22 protein-coding genes are annotated in these 25,803 nt (G+C 67.5%); 15 read left to right on the top strand and 7 right to left on the bottom strand.

Going from position 1 to position 25,803, the window contains the following annotated elements; translation table 11 throughout:
* From WDU93_RS03340 to WDU93_RS03385, 10 genes are all read left to right on the top strand, one after another.
* A complete protein-coding gene (locus WDU93_RS03340) occupies nt 1-1,767 on the top strand; it encodes a DUF4012 domain-containing protein (RefSeq protein WP_337317447.1) in 1,767 nt (588 codons plus the stop codon).
* Between the two features lie 187 nt (nt 1,768-1,954).
* Nucleotides 1,955-2,401, top strand: coding sequence for a 50S ribosomal protein L13 (rplM, locus tag WDU93_RS03345; protein ID WP_337317450.1), 447 nt, complete (start codon nt 1,955-1,957; stop codon nt 2,399-2,401).
* Between the two features lie 26 nt (nt 2,402-2,427).
* Nucleotides 2,428-2,913: a 30S ribosomal protein S9 gene (gene rpsI, locus WDU93_RS03350; protein ID WP_337317452.1), complete on the top strand. Its 486-nt coding sequence runs from the start codon at nt 2,428-2,430 to the stop codon at nt 2,911-2,913.
* A 17-nt stretch (nt 2,914-2,930) separates the two neighbouring features.
* Nucleotides 2,931-4,289 carry a phosphoglucosamine mutase gene (glmM, locus tag WDU93_RS03355; RefSeq protein ID WP_337317454.1) on the top strand — a complete coding sequence of 453 codons (1,359 nt, stop codon included), beginning with the start codon at nt 2,931-2,933 and terminating at the stop codon, nt 4,287-4,289.
* A 28-nt stretch (nt 4,290-4,317) separates the two neighbouring features.
* Entirely contained in the window at nt 4,318-5,328 is a 1,011-nt protein-coding gene (locus WDU93_RS03360) for a glycosyltransferase (RefSeq protein ID WP_337317456.1), read from the top strand.
* A 137-nt stretch (nt 5,329-5,465) separates the two neighbouring features.
* Nucleotides 5,466-6,227: a hypothetical protein gene (locus tag WDU93_RS03365; protein ID WP_337317458.1), complete on the top strand. Its 762-nt coding sequence runs from the start codon at nt 5,466-5,468 to the stop codon at nt 6,225-6,227.
* A 145-nt stretch (nt 6,228-6,372) separates the two neighbouring features.
* Nucleotides 6,373-7,542 carry an acyltransferase family protein gene (locus WDU93_RS03370; RefSeq protein WP_337317461.1) on the top strand — a complete coding sequence of 390 codons (1,170 nt, stop codon included), beginning with the start codon at nt 6,373-6,375 and terminating at the stop codon, nt 7,540-7,542.
* A 55-nt stretch (nt 7,543-7,597) separates the two neighbouring features.
* Nucleotides 7,598-8,995, top strand: a complete 1,398-nt coding sequence (locus WDU93_RS03375; protein ID WP_337317463.1) for an O-antigen ligase family protein — start codon at nt 7,598-7,600, stop codon at nt 8,993-8,995.
* Complete coding sequence (locus WDU93_RS03380; RefSeq protein WP_337317465.1) at nt 8,965-10,641, top strand: tyrosine-protein kinase domain-containing protein; 1,677 nt, start codon at nt 8,965-8,967, stop codon at nt 10,639-10,641. Before WDU93_RS03375 ends, WDU93_RS03380 begins: the two co-directional genes overlap by 31 nt.
* A gap of 26 nt (nt 10,642-10,667) precedes the next feature.
* Nucleotides 10,668-11,789, top strand: a complete 1,122-nt coding sequence (locus WDU93_RS03385; RefSeq protein WP_337317467.1) for a glycosyltransferase family 4 protein — start codon at nt 10,668-10,670, stop codon at nt 11,787-11,789.
* Nucleotides 11,790-11,804: 15 nt separating this feature from the next.
* On the opposite strand, the gene WDU93_RS03390 is transcribed toward WDU93_RS03385, so the two are convergent.
* Together WDU93_RS03390 and WDU93_RS03395 are read right to left on the bottom strand one after the other, a co-directional pair.
* Complete coding sequence (locus tag WDU93_RS03390; protein WP_337317469.1) at nt 11,805-12,623, bottom strand: hypothetical protein; 819 nt, start codon at nt 12,621-12,623, stop codon at nt 11,805-11,807.
* Nucleotides 12,620-13,672 (bottom strand): glycosyltransferase family 4 protein, encoded by a 1,053-nt coding sequence (locus WDU93_RS03395; protein ID WP_337317472.1) that lies wholly within the window; start codon nt 13,670-13,672, stop codon nt 12,620-12,622. The genes WDU93_RS03390 and WDU93_RS03395 overlap by 4 nt, the downstream gene beginning before the upstream one ends.
* Nucleotides 13,673-13,871: 199 nt before the next feature.
* On the opposite strand from WDU93_RS03395, the gene WDU93_RS03400 reads away from it, so the two are divergent.
* The 3 genes from WDU93_RS03400 to WDU93_RS03410 are packed head-to-tail and all read left to right on the top strand — an operon-like array spanning nt 13,872 to nt 16,593.
* Nucleotides 13,872-14,840, top strand: coding sequence for a glycosyltransferase family 2 protein (locus WDU93_RS03400; protein ID WP_337317474.1), 969 nt, complete (start codon nt 13,872-13,874; stop codon nt 14,838-14,840).
* Nucleotides 14,837-15,757, top strand: coding sequence for a hypothetical protein (locus WDU93_RS03405; RefSeq protein ID WP_337317477.1), 921 nt, complete (start codon nt 14,837-14,839; stop codon nt 15,755-15,757). The genes WDU93_RS03400 and WDU93_RS03405 overlap by 4 nt, the downstream gene beginning before the upstream one ends.
* The gene (locus tag WDU93_RS03410) at nt 15,754-16,593 is read left to right on the top strand and encodes an alpha-1,2-fucosyltransferase (RefSeq protein ID WP_337317479.1); all 840 of its coding nucleotides are present in this window, start codon (nt 15,754-15,756) and stop codon (nt 16,591-16,593) included. The genes WDU93_RS03405 and WDU93_RS03410 overlap by 4 nt, the downstream gene beginning before the upstream one ends.
* A 9-nt stretch (nt 16,594-16,602) precedes the next feature.
* Here WDU93_RS03410 and WDU93_RS03415 read toward each other — a convergent pair whose 3' ends face one another.
* Entirely contained in the window at nt 16,603-18,417 is a 1,815-nt protein-coding gene (locus tag WDU93_RS03415; RefSeq protein WP_337317482.1) for an ABC transporter ATP-binding protein, read from the bottom strand.
* A 150-nt stretch (nt 18,418-18,567) separates the two neighbouring features.
* Here WDU93_RS03415 and WDU93_RS03420 point away from each other — a divergent pair, with 150 nt between their 5' ends.
* Nucleotides 18,568-19,053, top strand: a complete 486-nt coding sequence (locus WDU93_RS03420; RefSeq protein WP_337317485.1) for a hypothetical protein — start codon at nt 18,568-18,570, stop codon at nt 19,051-19,053.
* 57 nt (nt 19,054-19,110) lie between these two features.
* On the opposite strand, the gene WDU93_RS03425 is transcribed toward WDU93_RS03420, so the two are convergent.
* The 4 genes from WDU93_RS03425 to WDU93_RS03440 are packed head-to-tail and all read right to left on the bottom strand — an operon-like array spanning nt 19,111 to nt 24,333.
* Entirely contained in the window at nt 19,111-20,226 is a 1,116-nt protein-coding gene (locus tag WDU93_RS03425) for a glycosyltransferase (protein WP_337317487.1), read from the bottom strand.
* Nucleotides 20,223-21,269, bottom strand: a complete 1,047-nt coding sequence (locus WDU93_RS03430) for a glycosyltransferase family 4 protein (protein ID WP_337317489.1) — start codon at nt 21,267-21,269, stop codon at nt 20,223-20,225. Before WDU93_RS03430 ends, WDU93_RS03425 begins: the two co-directional genes overlap by 4 nt.
* On the bottom strand, nt 21,266-22,396 hold the full coding sequence (locus WDU93_RS03435; protein WP_337317492.1) for a glycosyltransferase family 4 protein: 1,131 nt from the start codon (nt 22,394-22,396) through the stop codon (nt 21,266-21,268). Before WDU93_RS03435 ends, WDU93_RS03430 begins: the two co-directional genes overlap by 4 nt.
* Nucleotides 22,396-24,333 carry a glycosyltransferase gene (locus WDU93_RS03440; protein ID WP_337317495.1) on the bottom strand — a complete coding sequence of 646 codons (1,938 nt, stop codon included), beginning with the start codon at nt 24,331-24,333 and terminating at the stop codon, nt 22,396-22,398. The genes WDU93_RS03435 and WDU93_RS03440 overlap by 1 nt, the downstream gene beginning before the upstream one ends.
* Nucleotides 24,334-24,535: 202 nt before the next feature.
* On the opposite strand from WDU93_RS03440, the gene WDU93_RS03445 reads away from it, so the two are divergent.
* Nucleotides 24,536-25,798 carry a glycosyltransferase family 4 protein gene (locus tag WDU93_RS03445; protein ID WP_337317498.1) on the top strand — a complete coding sequence of 421 codons (1,263 nt, stop codon included), beginning with the start codon at nt 24,536-24,538 and terminating at the stop codon, nt 25,796-25,798.
* Nucleotides 25,799-25,803: the final 5 nt, after the last annotated feature.

The raw sequence follows: 25,803 nt of genomic DNA on the forward strand, positions 1-25,803 counted from the left end.
GTGCTGCTCGTGATCCTCGGCGCTGTCGCCGCTCTCGGCGTGGTGTTCGCCCAGCAGGCCTTCCAGGTACGTGACGACCTCAAGGCTGCGCAGGAAAAGATCACGCAGATCGTGCCGCTGGTCAAGTCCGGCGACACCGCCGAGGTCGAGCGCCTCTCGGGCGAGATCACGGCGTTGACCACCTCGGCGAACGAGATCGCGAGCAACGACCTGTGGGCGTTCGCCAGCGCCGTGCCCTGGGTGGGCGCCAATGTCTCGGCGGTGAGCGAGACCACGAAGGCCGTGCACGTGCTGGTGCAGGATGCGATGCCGATCGCCTTCGAGCTTCTCACCGTCGCCGACGTCGACAACTTCACCGTCGAGGGCGGCGGCATCAACCTCGAACCCTTCCGTGCGGCCCAGCCGCAGATCCCCGCGCTGCGAGCGGCCTTCGACGATGCGAAATCACACGTCGACAAGATCGACAGAGACGCGATCCACCCGCTCGTGGAGGAGAACATCGGCCAGCTCGTCGACATCATCGACGAGGCGGCCCCCGCGCTGGCGTTCGCCGAGGAGCAGCTGCCGATCGTCATCGCTGTGCTCGGCGGCGACGGCCCGCGCAATTACGCGCTGCTCTTCCAGAACAACGCAGAGATCCGTGCCACCGGCGGCAACCCCGGTGCGGGGGCGGTGTTGCGCGTCGACAACGGCAAGGTGACCATGCGGGAGGATGCCGAAGCGCTGAGCTTCATGGCATCCGGCCCTCGCGGCTGGTACCCCCAAACACTAGGCGACAAGTCGAAGATGGCCATCTTCGAAACCGATACCTGGACGTACTCGCAGAACTACACGCGGACCCCCGACTTCGCCGACACCGCCGTTCTGATGGGCGGGCTGTGGGGCGACACCGTCGGCGGAGACCTCGACGGCATCATCTCGCTCGACCCGGTCACGCTGTCGTACATGCTCGAGGTCGCGGGCCCCGTGACCGTCCCCGGTGAGGACACCAAGATCACCGCCGACAATGCCGTGAAGACGCTACTCAGCGACTCGTACGAGCGTTTCGGGGGGCGCGGCGATCTGGCCGATGCCTACTTCGCGAGAGTCTCGGCCGCCGTGTTCTCGAAGGTCATGAGCGGTGGATGGGATCCGCTCGCGATGCTCGAGCAGCTGCAGAAGGCCGCTGACGAGCAGCGGGTGTACGCCTGGTTCGCTGATCCCGCCGAGGAGGCGATGGCCACCGAGCTCGACATCGACGGTTCCGTGCTGGCCTCGAACGAGGACGAGACGCAGGTGGGGGTCTACCTCAACGACTCCTCGCACTCGAAGCTCGAGTACTACCTCTCGAACAAAATCACGGTGACGTGCTCCGCCGAGGACCGCACCGTGACAACCGCGATCGCCATGACCAACTCGGTGCCGACGGCCGACCTGAGCACCTACACGCTCGGTGCGCGCAACAGTAGCTGGGGGTACCCGCGCACGACGATGTTCCTCGACGTGATCGGGACCGCGTTGCCCGGTGGTTCGCTGACGTCGACGAGCCCAGCCGCCGGTGATCGCGACGGGTGGGACCGCAGTGGCGTCTACAACGAGCGGGAGACGCGCAGCCTGTTCGTCACCATTCCGATGGGGGAGTCGCGCACCGTCTCGTTCACCTCGACCGTGCCGGACGGGGCGGCAGCAGCTCTCGACGTCCGCTACAGCCCGACGGTCACGCAGACGCCGGTGACGGTGGATGCCTCATGTGAACAGCTGTTCCCTGGCTCCACCACCCCCGAGTGAGCCCACAGGCTTTTGCGCGGCGGGGCGGGATGCCGTAAAGTATCCCTTTGGTGCCCGACTGCGGGCACACGAACGTGAGCCCTCCACTGGCGTGTTCACCCTTCGAGAGCCTCAGGGACCGAAGCGGGGAACCACCCCGGAGTGGGATTCACGAACTTCTCCGTTCGAACAAGAAAGCAGCACTATCGTGACGCGCACTTATTCCCCGAAGGCCGGCGAGGCCCAGCGTGACTGGATCGTCATCGACGCCACCGACGTCGTTCTCGGCCGCCTCGCTTCGCACGCCGCAGCCATCCTGCGGGGCAAGCACAAGCCCACCTTCGCCCCCCACATGGACATGGGCGACTTCGTCATCATCGTGAACGCCGACAAGGTCGCGCTCACCGGCCAGAAGCTCGAGAAGAAGATGGCCTACCGCCACTCCGGCTACCCGGGTGGTCTGAAGGCCGTCGCGTACTCCGAGCTGCTCGAGAAGAACCCGGTGCGCGCCGTGGAGAAGGCCATCCGTGGCATGCTCCCCAAGAACAGCCTGGGCCGTCAGCAGCTGTCGAAGCTGAAGGTGTATGTCGGTGCCGAGCACCCGCACGCCGCTCAGCAGCCCACGCCGTACACCCTCGACCAGGTCGCCCAGTAAGCGCCGCTCCAGATAAGGACATACTCGTGGCTGACATCCAGGACACCACCGAATTCCCGCAGAACTTCACCACCTCGAGCCCTGAGGCCGAGGCTGTGGAGTCCGCTCCCCGTCCCGTGCTCTCCGTTCCCGGTGCTGCCGTGGGCCGTCGCAAGCAGGCCATCGCCCGCGTGCGCCTGGTTCCGGGCTCCGGCACTATCACGGTCAACGGTCGCACGCTCGAGGACTACTTCCCGAACAAGCTGCACCAGCAGCTGATCAACGACCCGTTCACGGTGTTGAACCTGCAGGGTGCGTACGACGTCATCGCCCGCATCTCGGGTGGCGGCGACTCGGGCCAGGCCGGCGCTCTGCGTCTCGGCATCGCTCGTGCGCTGAACAACATCGACGCCGAGAACAACCGCCCGACGCTGAAGAAGGCCGGCTTCCTCTCGCGCGACGCTCGCGTCATCGAGCGCAAGAAGGCCGGTCTCAAGAAGGCCCGCAAGGCGCCTCAGTACTCGAAGCGCTGATCCCTACAGTTCCTTCTATGGCACTGTTCGGGACGGACGGCGTCCGGGGGCTGGCCAACGGCCCCCTCACCGCCGAACTCGCGCTCACCCTGGCCCAGGCGACTGCTGTCGTCCTGGGCCAGGGCCGTATTGCCGAGGCGCGTCGCGCCGCCGGCAAGCGACTCACCGCCGTGGTCGCCCGTGACCCGCGTATCTCCGGGCACTTCCTCAGCGCTGCAGTCGAGGCGGGTCTCGCCTCCTCCGGCGTCGACGTGCTGGATGCCGGCACCCTGCCGACCCCTGCCGCGGCGTTCTTGATCTCAGACATCGACGCCGACTTCGGCGTGATGATCTCGGCATCGCACAACCCGGCCCCAGACAACGGCATCAAGATCTTCGCCCGTGGCGGCGTGAAGCTGCCCGACCTCGTCGAACAGCGCATCGAAGAGGCGATGGCCGGACCCAAGCTGCAGCCCACCGGCGGCGACGTCGGCCGTGTGCGTCGGTTCTCGGATGCTGAGGACCGCTACGTCATGCATTTGCTGGCCTCGTTGCCGCACCGACTCGACGGCATCCATGTCGTGCTCGATTGCGCCAACGGCGCGGCCTCGGGTGCATCGCCAGAGGTGTTCGCGAATGCCGGCGCCAAGGTGACGGTGATCGGGGCCGACCCCGACGGTCTGAACATCAACGACGGCGTGGGGTCGACGCACCTCGACAAGCTCGCCGCCGAGGTCGTGCGCACGGGCGCCGACGTGGGTATCGCGCACGACGGCGACGCCGATCGTTGCCTGGCGGTCGACGCCGAGGGCAACATCATCGACGGTGATCAGATCATGGCGATCCTCGCCGTGGCGATGAAGGAGCGAGGCCGTCTGGCTGAGAACACCCTCGTCGCGACGGTGATGAGCAACCTCGGTCTGCACATGGCCATGCGCGCGAACGGCATCACGGTGCGCCAGACCGCCGTCGGCGACCGTTACGTGCTCGAGGACATGAACGCCGGCGGCTTCTCGCTCGGAGGAGAGCAGTCCGGGCACGTGATCATGAGCGATTTCGCGACAACGGGTGACGGCGTGCTCACCGGACTGCACCTGGTAGCCGAGATGGCGCGCCAGAAGAAGACGATGGCCGAGCTGGCCTCGATCATGACCGTGTATCCGCAGGTGATGATCAACGTCAAGGGCGTCGACAAGGATCGTGTCTCCGATCACGCGCTCGTGCAGGACGCCGTGCGCGCCGTCGAGGCCGAACTCGGCACGACCGGGCGCGTGCTGCTGCGCAAGTCTGGAACCGAGTCGCTGGTGCGGGTGATGGTCGAGGCGCAGGATGCCGAGACCGCGCACGCCCACGCCCAGACGCTCGTGGCGGTCGTGCGGGAGCACTTGGCCTTGTGAAAAGCGGGATGTAGAGGCGAGGTAAGCCATGGAGCGGCAGCATGACCACGTCCACTTTTGGACGCGCCAAGCCGGTGCAACTGACTCCTGGGATCCGGATGCGGATCCGCACCGGCACCTGACCGCCTATGGGCACGCGTTTCTCGAACTGTTCCAGCGGATGCGCTCGGAGGGGCGCCGCGTAAGCATTGGTCATCGACCGCCCACAGGAACAACCTCGGTCGTGACTGCGATGGAAGAGCTGATCGCGCATCAACCGCAAATCCCGGCACGCAACATTGCGCGACTCGGATTGGCATTGCTCCCGATGCTTGGCCGGCCGCCGAGCATCGTCGTGTTACGCGTCGATACCTGGCATAACGTCGCTGCGCCAGAGTTCGTCACTCTGGAGGCGATGCCGACACGCGGAAGCCAGACCACGCCGCGTCAGCGGGCGCTTCCGCTGCTTCCGCAACGCGGCCTCGTGCCGCGGAACGAGGCACGGGGCGACCGAGTGGAGACTGTGGCTCTCAAGGCATACTCTTACAACATTCCGTCCTGGATCGACGATGACTTTGTTCGCGCCCTGGAAGGTAGCGGAATGCGGCTTCGCGTCGATACGGAGCTCAGCGGGCGGTGGGCTGATTTCGAGAACGTGGACGTGGTGCTCTGCACCCACGCAGAAGGGACCGACGAGCGGGTCAAGCCGCCGACGAAGCTCGTGGCCGCATGGCGGGCGGGCGTGATACCCGTTTGCGGGCCGTACCTCGGCTATCGTGAGGTCGGCGAGCCGGGGGAGAACATGGTCGTCGCGCGCGCCGACGCGGAATCCTTCCTTGCCGCGTTGCGCGCATTGCGGGACGACCCCGCGCTGGTTCGCCGATTGCGGCAGGCTATCCCCCGAGCCGCAGCCGACTATGCGCCGGAGCGGGTAGTGGATGCCAACTGGCGGGCGTTCACGGAAGCGCCAGCTGTTGAGCGGTGGGCGCTCGTCCGCGCTGTCGCCCGGGCGCTACCAATCGCGCTCGTAGGCAGGCTGCGCCGGTTCCTGGCGCGGTAGCTGACTTGCGTCCGGGCGGCGGCCGTTCGTGAGTAGTATTTTGGCGAGCACCGCGAGTGCGCGCTACTATCGCGGAGGTTGTCTGTCGAACGTGGCTCTGTGGGAGAGCCCGGCGGGCGCCAGAACTGGGGATATTCATGGAAGACGTTCAGCGCGCCTCCGACGCGCAGGTCAGCCGCCGCACTGTCACGAAGGCGATGGCGTGGGCCGTGCCGGCCGTTGCCGTCGCAGCCACCGTTCCGCTTGCCGCAGCCTCGCTGCGCAAGGACCCGGGCATCAACGGCTGGGTGCGCAACACCACCGAGTCCATCAGGGGTGAGCGCTGCATGTACACGCTCACGGTGACTTCTGCGCCGAACAATCCCGGGTCGACGCCGGATGGGGCGCCGTTCGGACTGTACGTGTACGACGTGGAAGACAGCAACGTCATCTCGAACGCCCAGCTGACCTACTGGGTCATCGGTAACCGGCCGGCTTCCGGATCTGGGTCACTTAGCTGGCAGACTCGTCAGGGACACTCGAACTGCTGGTCAGGACCGACCTACGTGGGCACCGAGGTGAAGCCCGATGGGATCACCTACACCGGCTACCGCTGGACCTACAACTGCGCAATCAACCCACTGAACCGTGCCCTCGATTCCGATGGCGTCGAGCGTCTGTACCTCGGCAACTTCCATGTGCGTACGCAGCTGCGCGGCGACGACTGCAACAACGTGTCGTACTGGACGCAGCGCCACATCACGATCGACCCCGATGGATCGGGACCGGTGCCCTCTGAGGTGCACACGTTCCAGCGTCGCAACGGAACGCTCGGTCCGTACAACGGCAACTTGCGCAGCACACAGCGCAGCGCGCCCGCGCCCGTCGCCCCCGTGGACACGAAGACTGCCGACTGCTGACCTGCCTACAAGCGAGCGCCGGGTACTGTCCCCTCCGGAGACCTCCCGGCGCTCGCTGACGTGTGGGAGCGTCGCACGATAGGTTGTGGCTCGGCGACGGCGGCGTGCGCTGTCGGTCGTGAAGTCGCGTCCGAAGGAGACTCCCTTGTCCCGCACTCCTGCTGAGGCAGCACCGATCGGCTGGCTGGCCACCGACCGCATCGCCGCGATCGACGGCCTCAGGGCGCTCGCTTTCCTCCTCGTCTTCGCGTTTCACACGTGGGAGTTCGCGGGGCACCCTTACGTGCCGGTCGTCAGCGCGGTCGTGAGTCAGAACACCCGACCCGACTTCTTCGTGGTCCTGACCGGCTTCGTCCTTGCGTTGCCGTTTGCACGCAACCCCGCACGCGAACTCGACACGGCGGTGTATCTTCGTCGCCGGATCCGCCGCATCGTTCTGCCGTACTACGCGGCATTGCTGTTCGCCGCGCTCTTGCCGCAGGCTCTCGTACTCTTCGTCCGTCTCGTCGGCGGGGAAGCCAGCTGGCAGCCGTGGCCGACATGGGAGAACTGGGCGTGGCATCTGACGTTTCTGCACATCTTCTCGCCGGAGTACTGGGCCGGAATCAACGGCAGCCTCTGGACGATGTCCTTGGAGATGCAGCTCTATCTGCTCTTCCCGCTCGTGCTGGCAGTCATCATGCGCTGGAAGTTGCGCGGCATCATCGCGGTCCTCGCTGTGACGATGGTGTATCGGCTCGTGGCCGGCCTGCTCACGTCCGGTCAGGGCTTTCCCATCGAGTTCCTCGTCGGGGCAAACGGACTGGGCCGGTTGCAGGAGTTCTTGGCAGGGATGCTCTGTGCGGCGCTCATCTATCGGCGAGGGTTGCGAAATGCGATGGAGCGCTGGCTGCTCGCACTGGGCCTCATCGCCGGATACGCGCTGGCGGTGTCTCCGGTGGCCGCACTAACAATGCTGTCAGTGCGGGAGCTCGGCCTCTCCCTGGCATTCTCGTGTCTGATCGCGCTTGTTCTCACGAGTCGTGTCGGTACAGGTGTCTTCGGTGCGCGCGCGGTGAGCTGGATCGGATACCGGGCGTACAGCTTGTTCCTCATCCACCAGCCGCTGATGTGGTTCTTCGCGGAGTTCCTGAAGAAGGTGATCGGACTGGATGACGGTGTTGTACTGCTTGCAGTTCTCTGGACCGTCGGCCTCGGGGTCACGGTCGTCGTTGGCCAGGTCTTCTTCCTCCTCATCGAACGACCGTGCATCGAGTGGGCCAAGCGCGCGCCGCGTGGTCGACGCGGTGACGCCTCCGCCCGACCTGCGGAATGATCAACCGCTGGCGACACGCATGCGGAATACTGGGCGAAGGGGGGAGGGGAGACGAATGCGCTCACGAGTGATCGATGTGCTCGGACGCATCTGGGCGAATGTCTGGCGATGGGTGCTCTTCGCCGCTGCGACCGTCATCGCCGCCTATTTCATCCTCGATCGCGGGATCGACGGTGGCGAGACTGCGGCGGTCGCACTAGCCGTGATCGTCATCGGCGTGGTGCTCTCGCCGCGGCATCCGTTGATTCTGCCCTTGATGGCCGTACCCGGGGTGTTCGTCACGGCTCGGGTGGGTTTCGGCGGTGGCGACCTGACCATCTCCGACCTGGCCATCGCTCTCGGCTTCGTCAGTGTCGTGCTGCTCTCTCGACGCGACTTCAGCCCGACGATGCGCGCCATGCTCTGGTTGAACACGATCTACCAGTTCACGACGCTCTTCACCGTCATCGTCAATCCCTTCCCTCAGAACACCGTCGAGTGGTTCCACGCCTGGCTGCTGATCTCCGGGGCGCTGCTGCTCGGATGGGGCGTGGGCCGCGCGGGGCTGCTACGAACGGGACTTCTTCTCGTCTTGGGCGTTGGGGCGGTGATCGCGCTCGGTACCATCGCGACGGCCGTCACGCTGTTCGTCACCGAGGGCTTCCAGCCGGTGTACCCGCAGTGGCCTTGGCCGATGCACAAGAACTTCGCGGGAGGGGCGCTCGCCTTCTGTGCCCTCGTCGCCTTCATCCGCCCCTCTGTGGCGCAGCTGCCACGGCGAATCACCACTCCGGCGCTCTGGCTGTTTCTCGTCGGCCTCGGGCTGACGCAGTCGCGGCAAGCGGCCATCGGCCTGCTGCTGGCGATGCTCATCTACGTTCTCCGTTCCGGCGCGAGTCGGCACAAGGTGCTCGTGGCGGTGCTCGCAGTGCCGGGAGTGGTGCTGATCGTGCAGAGCGTGGTCGAGCAGATCGAGTCGCAGAACAGGTTCAATTCCGCCTACCAGCGCCTCGAATGGTTCCGTGAGGTGTACGCACTGTGGAAGCACTCGCCCATCGTCGGGCACGGGCTGCGCTACTGGTACGTGCATCCGACAGCGAACTTCCAGCCGCCACAGGCAGAGCTGGAGGTCGTCGCCTCGACCGGGCTCCTCGGCCTCGCCGGGTTTGGGATCATGTGGATCGGCTTCCTCGTAGTGCTGTGGAAGCTGTGGGGTGCGGACGCCCGATTCGGGGCACTGGCCTTCGCCGTCGTGTTCTCGCGCATCGTGCAGGCGCAGTTCGACCTGTTCTGGGTCGCCGCGCAAGTCTCGATCCCGTTCGTGATCGCCGGGCTTCTTCTGGGGGCACAAGTGTGGTGGCAGGAACAGCATCCACCAGCCCCGGCCGAGGCGACCGACGCATCGTCTCCTAAGATCGAATCTCATAAGCACCAGGGGGTGGCATGGAACTCCGCGACTATGCGAACGCGCTGAAAAGGCACTGGTTCGGCATCGTTCTGATGACCGTTCTCGGCCTAGCCGTCGGCTACGGCTGGGCGGCGGTGCAGACACCCGTCTACAGCGCCGATGCCAGCGGCGTCGTCGTCGTCCTGCCGGTCGAAGGACAGGAGATCGTGGCGCCCGGCGCCTATGACAGCCTGGCGCAGAGCAAGGTCCCGACCTACATGGAGATGGCGCAATGGCGCACGGTCGCCGAGAAGGCCGCTGCTGACCTCGGTATCAGCGCATCGCCAGAGTCGCTGATCCAGCGCATCACCCTGGAGAACCCTCAGGGCACCCCGATCATCAAGGTCGTCGCCTCAGGCTCGACACCGGAGTCTGCTCGAGATCTCGCCGAGGCCTGGGTGAACGGCTTGACCGCCACCATCGACGAGCGAGAGGGAACGGGCGAGCCCGGCTCCGCGCCGATCACCGTGCAGCTCGCCGAATCGGCATCCCTGCCCTCCGCGCCGTCGTTCCCCGACCAACGCATGGCTCTTGCCGTCGGTGGCGTTCTCGGCTTCGGCATGGGAATCGCTTTCGCCCTCGTGCGCGCGGTGTCCGACCGCCGCGTTCGTGCGCGCGATGACGTGGAGCAGCGGTTGGGGATGCCCGTCGTCGGCACCCTCCCGATGGCCAGCGAGGTCGATGTCGACCAGCGCCTCCTCACCGCTCAGCAATCGGGAACCAAGTCGAGCTACGCGATGCGCGAGGCGCTGCGCGTGTTGCGCACCAACCTGCAATTCATGGACGTCGACAACCCACCGCGCGTCATCGTCGTCACGAGCGCAGTGCCGGGCGAGGGAAAGTCGACCGTCGCCGCCAACCTCGCGGCGACCCTCGCGGCAAACGGCGCACCTGTCGTCCTCGTCGACGGCGACCTGCGCCGGCCTACCGTGGCCAAGACCGTCGGCGCGACTGACAGCGCAGGGCTCACCGACGTGCTCGCCGGACGCGTCCGCATCACCGATGTCATCCAGCGCTCCGCCGAGGTGCCCCATCTCGCGGTCGTCGTCGCCGGCACCATTCCCCCCAACCCCAGCGAAGTGCTGGGATCGGTCAAGATGAAGGCGGTGCTCGACGACTTGGCCAAGCACGCCACGGTCATCGTCGACGCGCCACCCGTGCTGGCGGTCACCGATGGCGCGGTGCTCGCCCACCAGGCCGACGGAGCGCTACTCGTAGTCTCGGCCGGCAAGACCACCTACGACCTCGTCGAGAAGGCGCGTGCGGCGCTGGAGAAGGTGCACGGCCGCGTGCTCGGCGTGGTGCTCAACCGCGCCCCACTGACGGGGTCGGAGTCGTCCGTGTACACGTACGACTATCAGCCGACCAAGAAGAGCGGCAAGTCTCGAGGCCGAGATCGGCCCGCTTCGGCCGCTCCTGACAGTGCACCGCGGACGCAGGACCCCGTGCTGCCTAACGAAGCCGCGGAGGCGCCGGACATCAGCGTCGACGAGCCGGCCCAGGCGAAGCCCGCTGCTCGCACGGCGCCCAGTGGCGTTCGCACCCGTAAGGCGCGGGCGACTCCGGCGGTCGTCGACGAGTCCGAGGCCGACACGGATGACGTTTTCGACGCCTTGTTGCGCGGGGCGACAGTTGATCCACCGCGGCGGGCACAGCGCGGCACGAAGGAATGACCAGGAGTTCGCGGCGTGTTGCGCTGGTGACGTCATCCTTCGCGCCGCACTTCGGCGGTGTCGAAGAACACGTCGCCCAAGTCGCCCGCGAACTGCAGGCGCGAGGGAACATCGTCGAGGTGTGGACCGTCGATCGCGGACTGCGACCTACTGATCGGTTCGTCGGTGCCGAAGGTGTTCCGATACCAGTCCGCTACCTGAAGACCCCGCTCCCGGCGCGCACCCCGGCTGCAGTGGTGCGATTCGCCCTGCGCGGTCCGGTCGCGTGGGCCTCGTGGCTGCGTGCCGCGCGGCGCCTCCGGCCGCAGATTCTGCATGTGCACTGCTTCGGCCCGAACGGCGTCTACGCGGAACGGCTTGCCCGCACGACGGGTGTGCCGTTGATCGTGACGTCGCACGGGGAGACACTCGGTGACGACAACGGCGTGTATGGGCGCTCGGCGTTGCTGCGTTCCTCGCTCCGTCGTGCGCTCGCGCTGGCGTCGTCGGCGACGGCGCCCAGCAACGTCGTTCTCGACGATCTGCGCCGCAACTATGGCCTGGAGGGGGGTGAGGCCATTCCCAACGGCGTTGACTTGACGGTCTCAGCCACGAAGCGGCCGGGGCAGGGGCGCCCCTATCTTTTCGCCGTCGGCCGTTGGGGGGCGCAGAAAGGCTTCGACCTGTTGATTCGAGCTTTCACGGCCGCGAATGTGCCGGAGCTCGACCTCGTGATCGGCGGCGATGGGCCTCTGCGTGCCGATCTGGAGCGTCAGATCGCGCTCGCGGATCTCGGCAGCCGCGTGCGGATGCCGGGGCGGCTCTCGCCGCAGGAGGTCGCGTCATGGATGGTGGGCGCTGCCGCGGTCGTCGTCCCCTCACGCCAGGAGTCCTTCGGGATCGTCGCACTGGAAGCCTGGCGCGCCGGGGCCCCGCTGATCATGACCTCCCGAGGCGGTGCCTCGGAGTTCGTCCGCGACCAGGAGGATGGGCTGCTCGTCGACCCGATGGACCACGCGGCGCTACGAGCCGCCCTTGAACGTGTGGCCGCCGACGCCGCGCTTCGTGACCGACTCGGGCGTAACGGGCGCGCCCGCGTGACCGAGTTCACCTGGTCGCGCGTCGTCGACGCGTACGAGCACCTGTACGTCACTGCGATGGGCGAGTGAACGGACTGTCGGCGCTCAGTGCCGGAGGCGCTCACGGATCGCTCGGTAGGACGGCAGCACAGCCACCGCGATCCGCGCGGGACTCCGTCCGGTCGCCGACACCGTGAACTCCCGTGCGAGCCGAGCGGTGATTGGTCGTCCCCACCCGCCGAGGGCATTGCCCGAGTGGGACTCCGAGGTCCCGACACGGTACATTGCGCCGGGGAAGGGCAGCGGAGCGAGCGGGAAATCATCGTGCAGGTGCATGTGCGAGCCGAAGATCCGCTCCACGTCCTCACCCAGACTGGTGTAGAGCTCGTCCTGGGTGGCGGCGGCCCCGCCCGGGATCGCCGGGAGCAGATCCGTGCGGATGATGTGCGAGCTGCCACAGTTCAGGTGGAAATCGCCCTGGCGTCGCGCCGTCCTGCGCTCGACGTTCACCCGCCAACCCTGCGTGATCGTCCAGCCGGGTGCCTCGGGGTTCTCCGCGACGAACGCACTGAGGCGGCGGGAGATGAAATCGTCGGCATCCACGAACATCACGTGCCGAGCGTGAAGCGCCCGCGCGACTGCCACGCCGATCGCATTCTTGGTCCCCTTGTCGCGAAGGACCGCGGCGATGCCCGTGCGGGGGCCGTTCACATCGGACGGTGGCGCGAAGTCGACCTCGGCGTAGTGGACGCGCGGGTCGTCGGGTAGCGGAGGGCGGCGATTCGCCACCACGACTAGCGCGATGTCTGGGTGGCTCTGTCGCAGCCAGCTCGCGGCGGACTGCGAGAAGATACGTTCGACCTCGCGATAGTCATTGCTGTTGTGCGGATGCCGCAACGTGGTGATGAAAGCGAGAGCCGTCACGACACCGACGCCCAGACCTGTGCGTGGGCGTCAGCGGAGCGCTCCCACGTGAAGGCCCGCGCGCGCGTACGGGCCGCGGTCACGGTGGCTGCGATCGAGGGATCGCCTGAAGTGGCATCCAGCATCCCGGCGGCCAGCGCGACGCCCGTGGGCTCGGTGAGGATCCCGGTCTCGCCGACGACCTCGGGGAGACTGCTCGTGTTCGCCGCGACCACCGGAGCCCCGGCGGCCATCCCCTCCAACGCGGGCAGTCCGAAGCCTTCATACAGTGAGGGGACCACGACCGTCGCGGCGCCGGCGACGAGGCCGGGCATGAGGGCGCCGTCGACGCGTCCGAGCAGACGAACCCCCGGCATCCCCTCGAACAGCTCGGTGCGTCGAGGGTGGGGCGGCCCGACCAGGGCGAGGGTGAGATCCGGACGCTCGCGATGGACGAGCGGCCACGCCTCGGCCAGCGCCGCGAGGTTCTTCCGCACCGCGGCTCCGCCTGCATGCAGGACGTAAGGACTGGTCATACCGAGGCCGGCGAGCGTGGATGAGTCCAACGGTACGGCGTCGAAGTAGTGGGCATCCACGCCGTTGTGGATGACGTGGGGAGGGTCGATGCCCAGCAGCTCGACCGCGCGACCGGCGCTGAACTCGGACACGCAGATCACCGCCGCCGCACGGCGCAACTCTGCGGCAGCGGCCGGTACCGGCGCCGACTCGTCGGAGAACTCCCAAGCGACGGTGTCGTGCAAGGTGACCACATCGATCGCGCCAGGGGGAAGCTCGAGCGACATCCGATGCGTGACGACGTCTCCACGGAACAGCGCGCGGCCGAGTGTGCGGCGGACCCCGGCCGGTGCCACCGCCACGCGCCCCAGCGGCAGACGGCGATTGCCCTCCAACCGGGAGCGCAGCGAGCGGAAGACCAGTTCATCTACCCGCCACGCATCGGTCGACGTACGCGCGAGCGCCGGCCGGGCGGCCCCGATGATCTGCGCCTGATAGGCCTCAGCGCCCATAGGGGTGCTCGTGGCGACTCTCGCGATGTCTAGACGACGCATGCACGCACCCCGGGGCTCTCGGTGGGTTGCGGCGAGCGGGCGCTCGCAGCAACGGTGTTCGCATCCAGTATCCCGGGAACCCGGGTCGACGAGGGCGACCTGCGGCTCGTCGCTGCCCTCGCGTCTTGAATGGATACGATGTCCCGAGGTGGAGACGCGGCTCAGCGCCACAGCAGTCGGAACAAGGGGAAGTATCCAGATGCGCTCAGCGCTCGTAGTCGTCGCGACATATCGTCGCCCCGAGCATGTGCGGACGTGCCTTGAGCACATTCGTACCCAGACCGTCGCGCCTGCGCGGATCGTCGTCGTCGATGCCTCGCCGGACACCCTCACCCGTGACGTCGTCGCCGAGTTCGACGGAGTCGAGTATCGGCGCAACGACATGGGTGTCGGACTTCTCGCGGCATCCCGGGCGATCGGGGTGCAGGGCGCCACAGAAGACGTGATCGCCTTCATCGACGATGACGCCTACGCCGAGCCTCGGTGGCTCGCCGAGATCCTCACCGCCTACGACGAACCGGGAGTCGGTGCCGTCGGCGGTCGCGCGAGCAATGATCGACCCGGTGAAGAGACGGAGGGGTGGGATCGCATCGGGCGCTTCTTGCCCAACGGCACGCTCACCGGCAACTTCGGCGCCGACCCTGGTCACCTCGTCGAGACCGATCACATGCTCGGCGCTAACATGACGGTCAGCCGGGAGGCGCTGCGCGCGATCGGCGGCATCCATGACTATTACCCCGGCACGTGTCTTCGCGAGGATTCAGACCTCGCGCTGCGCGTGAAGAAGGCGGGATACCGAGTGCTGTTCGCTCCCGATGCCGCTGTCCTGCACGTCGCGGGAACCTATGCCAAAGGCAAGCGGTTCGACCTGCGGTACCGCTTCTATGGATCGCGCAACCACCTGTTGCTGCTGACGACCGTGCTGGGTTGGAGTGACCCGCACGTCGCACGGTATCTCGTCGGACATCTGGTACGCATCGGTCGCGAGGCCGTGTCGGGGCTCACTTCTTTCAGTGACAAGCAGGGCGCGCGAGCCAAGGTGCGCGGGCTCGCCGGTGGGGTCAGCCGGGCGGCGGCAGACGCATGGGGCACGATCGTCGGGCTCGGGGCATCCCTCCGTCCGGTCGATCGTGCAGCGGAGGCGTCACGAGAGTGGCGAGACGCATGAACGATGATCGCGAGAGCGACCAGTCGCCGTTGCGAATCAACGCCTACGTCCTCGTTGCCGACCCGAGTTACCTCCGTGAGAGCATTCAGGCGTACTACCCTCACGTCGACCGCATCGTGCTCTCATACGACCGGAACGCCACCTCGTGGACGGGCACTCCGCTTCCCATCCAGCAGTGTCTCGCGATCATCGCCGATCTCGATGTCGACGGCAAGTGTGAACACCACCCGGGCGATTTCGGTCGCCCCGGCTTCACTCCGCTGGACAACGATACGCACCAGCGGCAGCACGCCCTCGATCGAGCGTCCGAAGGCGCGGACTGGGTGCTCCAGCTCGACACGGATGAGGTGATGCTCAATCCGCCCGCGTTCTTCGCGATGCTGCGTGAGGCCGACCGTGACGGAGCGGCCGCTCTTGATTTTCCCGCGCGTTGGCTCTACTCGCGGTCGGCCGCGGGCCGGTACCTCGAGGTCACTCGCCGTTTCTGGCAGGTCGCCGGGTCATTCCCCGGGCCTCTCGCCGTGCGGGCGGGAGTGAGGCTGCAGCATGCCCGTCAGACCGACGCAGCGACGTACCGCGTCGACTTCGCGCCGAGGAACACCGATCCGTGGCGTCGTCCCGATGCGCATGTGGATGCGGTGATCCGCGCTTCTGACGCGGTGCTGCATTTCTCCTGGGTGCGCGATGAGGAGGCGATCCGGCGCAAGTTCGGCTGGTCGGGTCACACTCGACACATGCGCCCGCCTCGCGTCTACCGGCAATGGGCATGGCGTCGTCGGCATCCTCTGCTGACCTCGCTGACGACACCGCTGCGCCGGCGCGACGCCGGGCGCTACCGGTTGGTGCGGATACCGGAGCCGCCAGGCGGCGCCCCGATCGTGCTCACGTTCACCCCTGCGGAATTGGCGACGCCATGACGCCCTCGCTCGGTTCTGCCAAGCGGGCCGTCCGACGTGGTGTGCGCCGTGTGACAGACGGTGTGAACGACGGCCTCGACCTGCTCCGGCGAGGCGAGCGCAGCGTTCTGGCGACGCCACCGGCGGGAATGCGGCTCGGCAACTTTCTCTACCTCTGGTTGAACGCGCACCACCGCAGCGCGTCGACGGGCTCGCCGGTACTGGTGCGGCACTCGCGTGGGATGGATGAGTGGTGGGTGCCGTTCCCGCGCCTGCGCGTTCTGACCGTCACCCCTGCCGAGATGCGCTTCTCAGATCGCCGTGAGTGGGACGGGGATTGGCTCTACCAGCGCTTCGGCGTCGACTTCACCCGAGAACAGCTGCACGCGTTCATCCGGGATGTCTTCGCGGAGACGTGCCAAGGGCCTGCAGATGAGCGCCTCGTCATCAACGTGCGTCGAGGCGACTTCTACGGCACCGAGTTCGAGGCCAAACACGGATTCGACGTCGAGGCTTACGTCACGGCGGCGCTGGGCGAGTTTCCTGAGGCGACTCGCGCCCTCGTCGTGTCGGATGACCCGGACTGGTGCCGGGCAACGCTGGGGTCGACGCTGGGCGCCCGGCTCGCCGAGGTCGACTATGCGGAGCCGGATCCTCTGGAGAACTTGAAGGCGCTCGCACGAGCCGATCGACTCATCGGTGCGAACTCGACCTTCTCCTACTGGGGGGCGTACATCGCCGACACGATGCACACGAACGCGCGCATTGTGATGCCGCGGTTCCACGCGCGAATGGCGCATGGCAGCGATGCGCACCAGCTCGATCCGAAGTGGATCGTGCTGGACGGATTCGACTGAGCTGCGCCGCTACTCGAGCTTGCCGAGTTCGACCAGGCGGGCGAACTCGGGGTTGGTGTCGCGCACGTGCTCGAACGTGCCACGCGTGGCGATGCGACCCGACTCCAGGAAGATGAGCGTGTCGGCATTGCGCACTGTCGAGAGCCGATGCGCGACGATGAGCACCGTCATACTGCCGCGCAGTCGATCCAGGGTGCTGGCGATCTCGTGTTCGGTGGCGTTGTCGAGGGCGCTCGTCGCTTCATCGAGCACGAGCACGCGGGGTCGGCGATAGAGAGCTCGTGCCAGGCCGATGCGCTGTCGTTGACCGCCCGAGAGGCGAACCCCGCGGTCACCGACGACGGTCTCATAGCCGTCGGCGAGGTCGGCGATGAGGCTGTCAAGTTGCGCGACCTTGGTGACTTCGGCGAGCCGCGCACGATCGATTTCCGCGTCTTCGATGCCGAAGGCGATGTTTGCGGCCACCGTGTCATTGGTGAGGAAGACGTCCTGGGGCACCACGCCCAGCCTCGCGTACCACGAGGCGAGGTCGTCGTCGATCAGACGGTCACCGCAGGTGATCGCGCCGGACGTCGGCGAGAGCAGCCCGAGGATGAGATCTAGCAGCGTGCTCTTGCCGGCGCCGCTGGCACCCACGAAGGCAGTCGTCTCATTCGCGGGAATGCGGAGCGAGAGGTTCTCGAGAACGGGCAGTTCGGCGTCGGGGTAACGAAATGTGACGTCGTCCAGGACGATGTCGCCCGAGTACGGTTCACCGCTTGCCGGCAGTTCTTCGTGTGTGCCTTCCGACTCGAGCTGTGCCAGTGCCTCGGTGAAGATCGTGAGGCCCGCCTGACCTGTGCGGATCGTGGCGACGTTCGCCGTCACCCGGTTCAGCGTCGGGAGCGCGCGCAGCGAAGCGGCAGCGAACAGACCCAGCACGGGGATCACCTGCTCTCCCGCGCCCGTTGCGTAGAGGATGATCGTGATGCCGACGATCGCCATGATGAAGCTGACTTCGAGAAGGTAGCGCGGGATATCGGAGACGAACCCCATCAGTCGGCTCTGGTGGGCGTTGTCGAGCCGGGCGCGGCGGAAGCGCCCGACGAACCGCTCTGCGCTGCCGCTGAGGCGTGTCTCGCGAAAGCCGTCGAGCCCCGGCATCAGCGACTGCCACGCCCGCAGGCTGGCCTCCGCCATCGCCTCGCCGATGCGCACCTGTCGCCGGCGCAACAGCGCCTGCACACCGAAGACGAGCAGCGCGAAAAGCGCGACGGCGAACAGGGTGACGCCGGGTGAAGCGACCAGAAGGACGGCAACGATCGCGACGAGCACGAGGATGTCGGTGCAGAGGGTGACGGTGGCGAGCAGCACGCTGGACGCCTGGTTCGTGGCGTCGTTGATGTTGCGGTACACGACGCTGAGGCTGCGGCGGCGGTGCGATGCGTAGGGGGCGAGCACATAGCGCCGCATGAGCTCGACCGAGGCCATCGCGGACAACCGAGTTGTGCGTCCGAGGAGCCACCAGCGAAACAGCAGCGAGCCGGCACTCTTCGCGAGGAAAACCACGGTGACGAATCCCGCGACAGCGGGGATCAGCGCCTGCATGTCGGTCGTGCCGAGGAAGTCGGCGACCGCCTGATTCACCGGGCTGAGCGTGCCGCCGGTGCCGGTGACGAGCTCCATGAGGGGCACCATCGCAGCGACGCCCGCCATGTCGAGTCCGGCCAGGGCGATCGAGGCCAGTACGGTGCCTGTGATCCACTGAGACGGCTTCGAGCCGGTGATGCGCAGCAGAGCCGCCATCTGCGCGAGGACACCGGGTCGGGTCGGCGTCGCGCTCATGCAGAAATCCCCACAATCTTGGGTCACACAGACTGTTCGCGGACCTCCGCTTACGCTAGCATTATCGCGGTGGCGCGCATGCGCCGCTTACCTGATGTGGATTCGCGGCTGGGGGAAGATCGTGGATCCACTTAGCTTTGGGGGCTAATAATGTCTGAGAAGGTGGAGAGCGGCGTCAGCCGCCGTACAGTCACGAAGGCCATGGCATGGGCTGTGCCCGTCATGGCTGTGGCGTCGACGGTTCCGCTGGCAGCAGCGTCGTATGTTCCGGTCACGCTGACCGGTATTGCGTGCAAGGAACCGGGCAATCCGAAGTATTACCGATTCCAGGTCAAGATCACGAACGACAATCTTGCCGCGGTCACGGTCACTTTCGTCTCCTTGACGATCAACGGCCTGACGCTCTCGACAGTCGATCCTGGGTCGACGACTGTGCCGTCATTCACGGAGCGGCTGATCACGGTCCGTGATGGTACCTACCCCGACAGTGCGAACGGCACGGCGACGCTGACGTACTCGATCGACGGCGTGCAGTACACGACGAGCACGAGCTTCAACGACCTCCCCCCGACGAATGGTGTGGGTGCCGGGTGCTTGCTGCGGACGTTCCCGTTCCAGCAGGACACGCCGACCTGAGTCGGCTGAGTCTCTGAGAACAGGGCGGGCCGATGGCGCGCCCTGTTCTCGTTTGGGTCACGAGTCGCGTGAGAGTGCCGATAGGGCAACCCGCGCTTGATCGACTCGCGCGTGCCAGTCATCGCCGGCAGTCTGGGCTCGCTGCGGGAACGGCCAGCTCGCGTCACCGACGGTCGCGACGGCCGCGGCGAACGCGGATGATTCGACGACGCAAAATCGGGCATCGTGCGCGTCCCTGAATCCGGCGACCGGAGTTGAGACGACGGGCCTTCCCGTCGCCTGGTACTCATGCAGTTTGAGCGGGTCAAGACTGTCAGTGAAAGCCGTGACCAGATGCGGCACCACGAGCACATCTGCGTGCTGAAGATACGCGGGCACGGTCGTGCTTTCGCGTGCACCGAGCACCCATGCCCCAGCTTCACGAAGCGCGGCCGAGTCGCGCGCGGGCAGGGCGTCGGGCCCGACGAACACCAGCGTCATCTGGTTGCGCAACGTGCGCGCCACCGTCAGGCAGAGCTCGACATCGAGTCGATCGCGATGCAACGTGCCGACGTAGAGCGCGTAGGGCCCGGATGGTGCGTCGGTGGGGCGCGCGGTCGGTCGTCGATATCGCTCGACGTCGACCGCATTGCGGATGAGGGTGATGTCGTCCCGATACCGACTCTTGCGTCGGACGAGTTCGGGCGAGCACGCCACGACGGCACGGGCGTGGGCGAAGAGCCATTGCTCGCCCTCGTTCAAACGTGTCCGCTCCGCGGCCGACCGGTCTGCGGCCAGCCAATCGTCGGTCATGTCGTACAGCGTCGGCCATCCCGTCTGCTGCGCGATCTCGACAGCCGCCGGGTCATTGATCCACAACAGCGGCGCAGACATCCCGAGTCGCTGCGCCGCCTTTCGCGTCGCGTTCGCCAGTCGCGTGTCGGCGGCCGGGTCGATCCGCCGGGGCAGTGCCTTCGCGGCGCGGAACGTCCACAGCCGATCGCGCACCGCCTGCGGACGGTGACCGAAACGGGGTCGGCCGCCGGCGCGCAGGGTGTGCAGCGGGTCATCAGGCGGTTCCACGAACAGCACGCGCAATGTCGGGTCGGTGTCGAGCAATCCGGAGATGAGGTACTGATTGCGACGCCACACGTCGTCCCAGGCCTCGAGGGAGACCACGACGAGATCGGTCATCGGTGGGCCTCCCGGCGGCGGAGTGTCTGGCGGTATACCGCAGCGGTGCCGTCTGCCTGTGCGCGCAAGGTGAACGCCGTCTCCTGCACACGACGCTCCGCGGCTCCCAGCCGGGCGCGCTCGTCTGCGTCCGAGGCCAGCTCACGCAGCTGACGGCCGGCGTCGGCCGCATCTCCCGCGTGGAACAGTCGGGCGTCCTCCACGTCGGCAAGCAGGTCACGATGGCCGCCCGCATCAGCAGCGACCACGGGCAGGGCGGCCGACATCGCTTCAAGCACGGTGAGCCCGAGACCCTCGTTCGGTGTGGTCGCGAGCAGGATCCCCGAGCGCTGCAGCAGCGTCGGCAGATCGTCGCGGAAGCCGAGGAAGCGCACAGCTTCGCCGATTCCGAGACGCAGTGCGAGGTCGGCCAGGTCGGCACGAAGGGGCCCGACGCCGGCGATGTGCAGACTCCACCCGTCTGCCGCGATGCCGGACTCGGCGAAAGCGCGGATGCCGAGATCCGTCTGCTTCTCCGGTTGCAGGCGCTGTGCCATCAGCACGGTGCGAGCGCGCCGCTCACCGGTGAGGCGCGGCGTCTCCATGCCTGAGTGCACGACCGTCGATGGTACGTGGATGTTGTCGGCGACGGCGTGACTGATCGCGATCTCAGCATCCAGCAGGCGCTCGACGCCGCGATAGAGGACGCGCGGCCCGCGGGAGCCGCGGGGGAGCGCGAAATGGCGGGTCGACACCAGCGCCCGGTCAGCGGAATCGAGTAGGCGTGCGGTGACGGCCGCGACATCGGCGGCCGTCATGTGCGAGTTGACCACGTCGACGTCGGCGGATCGCGTCGCGCGCACCGCCCCGCGGACGCTCGAGATCGGGGCGAAGCGGATGCCGGCCGCGCGCAGCGGGGCGGCGAGGATCTGCGGATCACCACCGGCGACCCACACCTCATGCCCGTCGTGCGCCTGCTGCAGCGCGAGGCGCATCACGAACTGTTCGACGCCGGCGAAGCGGTCGGAGACCATGAGGTGCAGCACCCGCAGCGCGTCGCTCATCGCTTCCCTCCGGTGGGCGGGCTGGGCAGGCTCTCGAGAAGAGCGACGTACCTCTCTGCCGCGTGGCGCCACGACAGGTGGGCGACCGTCCCACGGCAACGCGAGTGCCAGCGCTCGATGTCCGTGGCAGCGATCTGCTCGAAGCGGTCGCCGATCTGGGCGGCATCCCGGTCGACCAGATACCCGTTCTCTCCGTCGACGATGAGGTCTGGTGCGCATCCCACACGGGTCGCGATGACGGGCACCCCCGACGCGAGCGCTTCCGTGATGACCAGCCCGAATGACTCATAGTCACTGGGCAGCACGAACATGTCGCTGGCCGCGAAATGGGTCGAGAGGTTGCCCTGAGGCCCGAGGAACAGCACTCGGTCGGCCACGCCGGCCGTCTCGGCACGGCGGCGCATCCGGTCGATCGCCGAGGCATACCCGCCGACCACCAGCAGCAGCACGGTGGGCGCATGCGCCAGCGCGTCGATCGCCAGGGGCAGTCCTTTGCGGTCAAGCTCGTGTCCGACGAAAAGAGCGACGCGATGTTCGTCATCCAGGCCCAGCATCGTGCGCGCAGCGCGACGTTCTGCCGCCACAGCGGGTCTGAAGCGTTCGAGGTCTACGCCGTGCGGTATCACGGTCACGGGCGGGCCGACCCGGCCGTAGACATCATTCAGCACCCGGATCTCGGCCTCGGTCAGCGCGACGACGGCACGGTGCGTGTGTCCGCGATAGCGGATTCGGTCGCGCACGAACGTGAACGTGTGCAGCGGGTTGCGCAGCATCCGCCAGAGCATGTCGCCGCGCGCCTGCATCGCGGCCGCGACCACGCCGTGGTTGACGTAGATGTCGCCCGCCATCACGGCATTGTGGCAGATCGAGAAAGCCCCGGGTCGCTCGGCGAGGAACCGTCTTGCCCTGCGGGTACCCGCGATACTAAAGGCGATCGCGTACCAGACCCGTGACAGCCGATGCACCAGCAGAGACCGGAACGGTCGACGACCACGACGGAGCGCATCCGACGCCGTGAAGTTCTCGACCGTATGCCCGAGGGCGGTCAGCGCCATACCGAGCTGATACGCCGATCCAGAGACGCCGCCGCCCGGCCCGATCACGGGAGCGATCTGCACGATGTGCATCAGCCGTCCCCCGCCGGCGTCGCAGAACGGAATCTGCTCTCGACGCGCACCGGTCCCAGGCGATAGATCGCGGCGCGTCGACGCGCCGCGCTCCGCCGTTCGCCCGGCAGGAGAAGAGCGCGGAGCATGGCCGCGAGCCAGCCGGCGAACCGTGCCGACGCCCACCCGGCCGAGCCGAAGTGCTTGCGCAGGTACCGTTCCTGCGAGGCGAAGAACATCGCCTCCCGGCGGCGCGGATCGGTGCTCGTGCCTGCGCCGGCGTGCACGGCCTCGATGTGCGGAACGGCGGCATGGCGCCAACCGAGTAAGTGTGCCCGATACGACCAATCGGTCTCCTCGGCGTAGAGGAAGAAGCGCTCGTCGAAGCCGCCGACCTGCGCGAGCGCTTCGGCGCGCAGCAACAGCACTGAGCCGATGACGAACCCGGATCCCGCCGGACGCAGACGTCCGAGACCGGCCGCGTCGAGCCAGGAGCCGAACGGGCTCGGGAACGGCCATTGCACGCGTGCGCGATGCCCGCGCTGGTCGACCTGAGCCGGCCCCACGCTCGCCCGCCGCGCGTCGCTGCGGAGCACACGGTGCAGCTCGGCGATGTCGGACGGATCGATCACGGCATCCGGGTTCAACAGCAACACGTCGCCACCCGGGTGCAGGCGGTCACGCAGCACCCGGTTGACGGCGCTGCCGAAACCCAGGTTCGCTCCGGGGTCGAGATAACGGATGCCGAGCTCGGCGCACAGTTCTCGGATCTCGCTCGACGAGGAGTTGTCGATGACGGTGACGGGCAGCTCCGCCACCGGGGTCAACGCGCGGCGCAGCAGCTCGGGCGCTCCGTAGGCGACCACGATCACCTCCAGCGGCGTGGCGGACTCCCCTTCAGGCTCCGCGCTGATCGTGGAGCGGTACAGATCTCGGTAGGCGACGGCGACGGCGTCCCAGGTGCACTCGCGAGACCGCGCGAACCCGGCCGCGCGCAGTCGTTCCCGATCGGGGCCTGCCGCCGCCAGCAGTGCGGCGGAGAGGGCGTGAGCATCGCTGTGGGGCACGACGATGCCCGCACCGCCGACGACATCAGGCAGAGCGCCGGCGTCGCTGGACACCACCGGCACGCCGCTGGCCATCGCCTCCACCGCGACGCGGCCGAACTGCTCGGTCCACGACGGGGTCGGGATCGACGGCACAGCCAGAACATCGATCGAACGATAGAACAGGGGCATCTCGTCGGGAGCGACAGCGCCGACAAACGTCAGCCGGTCAGAGATCCGCGCCTGCTGGGCGCGCGCACGCAGCTCCGCATCGAGCGGGCCCGACCCCGCGATGCGCGCATGCAGGCGGGGTTCTGTCACTAGGGCATCCAGCAGGGTCTGCACGCCTTTCTCCTCGACGAGGCGACCGACGAAGCCGACGACGACCGCGTCGTCGGCACCCGGCGCATCGCGGTCTGAGGGCGTGAAGGTGGCGAGGTCGACACCCAACGGAATCACGCGGGCGCGTCCGGGGAACCCCTTGTCCTCGGTGATCGCCGCGGCTTCGGCGTTGCAGGCGGAGATGCCGCCGGCCGTGCGCAGCGCCTGGTGCTCGAGCCACCGGAACGGGAGAGGGTACCGCTTGGCGATGTTCTGTGCCGAGTACAGGGTGAACGGCGCGGCCGTGCGGCGCAGCCACCGGATCAGCCGCACCTCCGCCGTCGCGAGGGCGAACGGCTCCTCATGAATGTCGATGAGATCCCACTGTTCGCCGAGGGCGCGCCAGAGCGGGGCGGGGGAGTAGAGGAAGAGCGCAGGATGCCGGCCCCATGTGCGCGCAGGAATCACCCAATCGTCTGCGTCGTCGAGCTCGACCGTCGTGCCGCCGGCGTGCCAGGTGCGAGCGGTCAGCAGACGCACGTCGTCGCCCAGACGGCGCTGCGCGCGCTCCCGTTCGCGCCAGGGCCCCACAGTCCCGCTGTGGGAAATTCGCAGTACGCGCACGGACCTCTCCCCTGTAAGATCAAGTCAACAATAGTCCGCAGCATGCACCTCCCGGTTGCTGCGGGTCTTCCTCGCCGACTGGGAATTCGGCGGGATCCACGGGAGGCACGGCGTTGGGGCGTCGTGAACAAGGGGAAATATCGTTCTGGGGAAACTGGGGATTCTGGGGATGGAGACTCTGCGCTCCGCGATGCCGCGCATCGTGCATCTTGCGCACACCACCGAGTCGGGTGGCGCTGAGATGGCTCTCGTGCGCCTGCTCACGGCGGAACAGGACTGGCATCCGGGGCTGCTTGTGCCGACCGTCGATGCGGATGATGTCTTCTCCGAGGTCGAGGCTCCGCGGTGGAACCGCGGCGTCCGCCAGAAGTCGGGCGGCAGTCGGCGCTCGCGTCTTCTCGACGTGGGCGCTCGCCTGCTCATGCAAGCCGCCGCCACAAGATGGCACCACGCCGTGCGACGCAGCGACCTCGTGGTGGCCAACTCCACGCGCTCTGCCGCTTACGGCGCGCTTGCCGTCACGGGCACGGCTCGGCCGTTCGCGGTGCACCTACGCGATCAGATCACGGTGGAGTCCCTCGGCGGGTTCGGCTACCGGCTGATGACCCAGGTGGTGCTTCCGCGCGCCGACGGTGTGGTCGCGAACTCGCAGACGACGCTCGAGACGGCCCAGCAGTTCCTGCGCGACGATGCCCTCCGCGCTGTGATCCCCAGCCCCGCAGGGCTTGACCGGCTCACCCTCGCGCCGCAGGGGCACAGCCGGCTGCGGATCGGGATGCTGGCCCGGCTGGACCCGTGGAAGGGGCAACTGGCGCTGCTGGAAGCCTTCGCCGCGGCGTTTCCCGCTGGTGACGCCGAACTGGAGCTCGCCGGAGCGGCGCTGTTCGAGCATGAGGCGTTCGCCGACGAGTTGCGCGCCCGCGCGGTGGAGCTCGGAATCGCCGACCGCGTCCGCTTCCTCGGCCACGTCGACGACATCGCCCCGCTCTTGGCCGAGTGGGACATCGCCGTGCAGTACTCGCTGCGCCCCGAACCGATGGGGCAGAACGTCTTGCAGTGTCTCGCCGCCGGCACCGCGCTCGTCGTCGCCGATGAGGGCGGCCCGACGGAATGGGTGCGCGACGCCCACAACGGCCTGCGGGTCGCGCCGCGCGCTCCGCACGAGTTGGCCACGGCGTTGCGCCGACTCGCCGACGATGACGCGCTGCGTTCCCGCCTCGCGCACGCAGCGGTTCAGACACCCGGCCTGCTCGGCGACGCCGACATCGCACGGCTGCACGCCGAGGCATACCGCGACATCATCGAGGTGCGGCGCCCCGGGACGGCATCCGTTCGCAGCCGTGGCGCAAGCTCACGAGCGTCCGTCACCGTCGCTCCGATCGCGGCGTTCCAGGGCGTGGCGGTGCCTGCGCTCACAACCGCGACGCCATGAGCCTC

The sequence above is a fragment of the Microbacterium istanbulense genome (assembly GCF_037204145.1).
GTDB classification, from domain to species: domain Bacteria; phylum Actinomycetota; class Actinomycetes; order Actinomycetales; family Microbacteriaceae; genus Microbacterium; species Microbacterium istanbulense.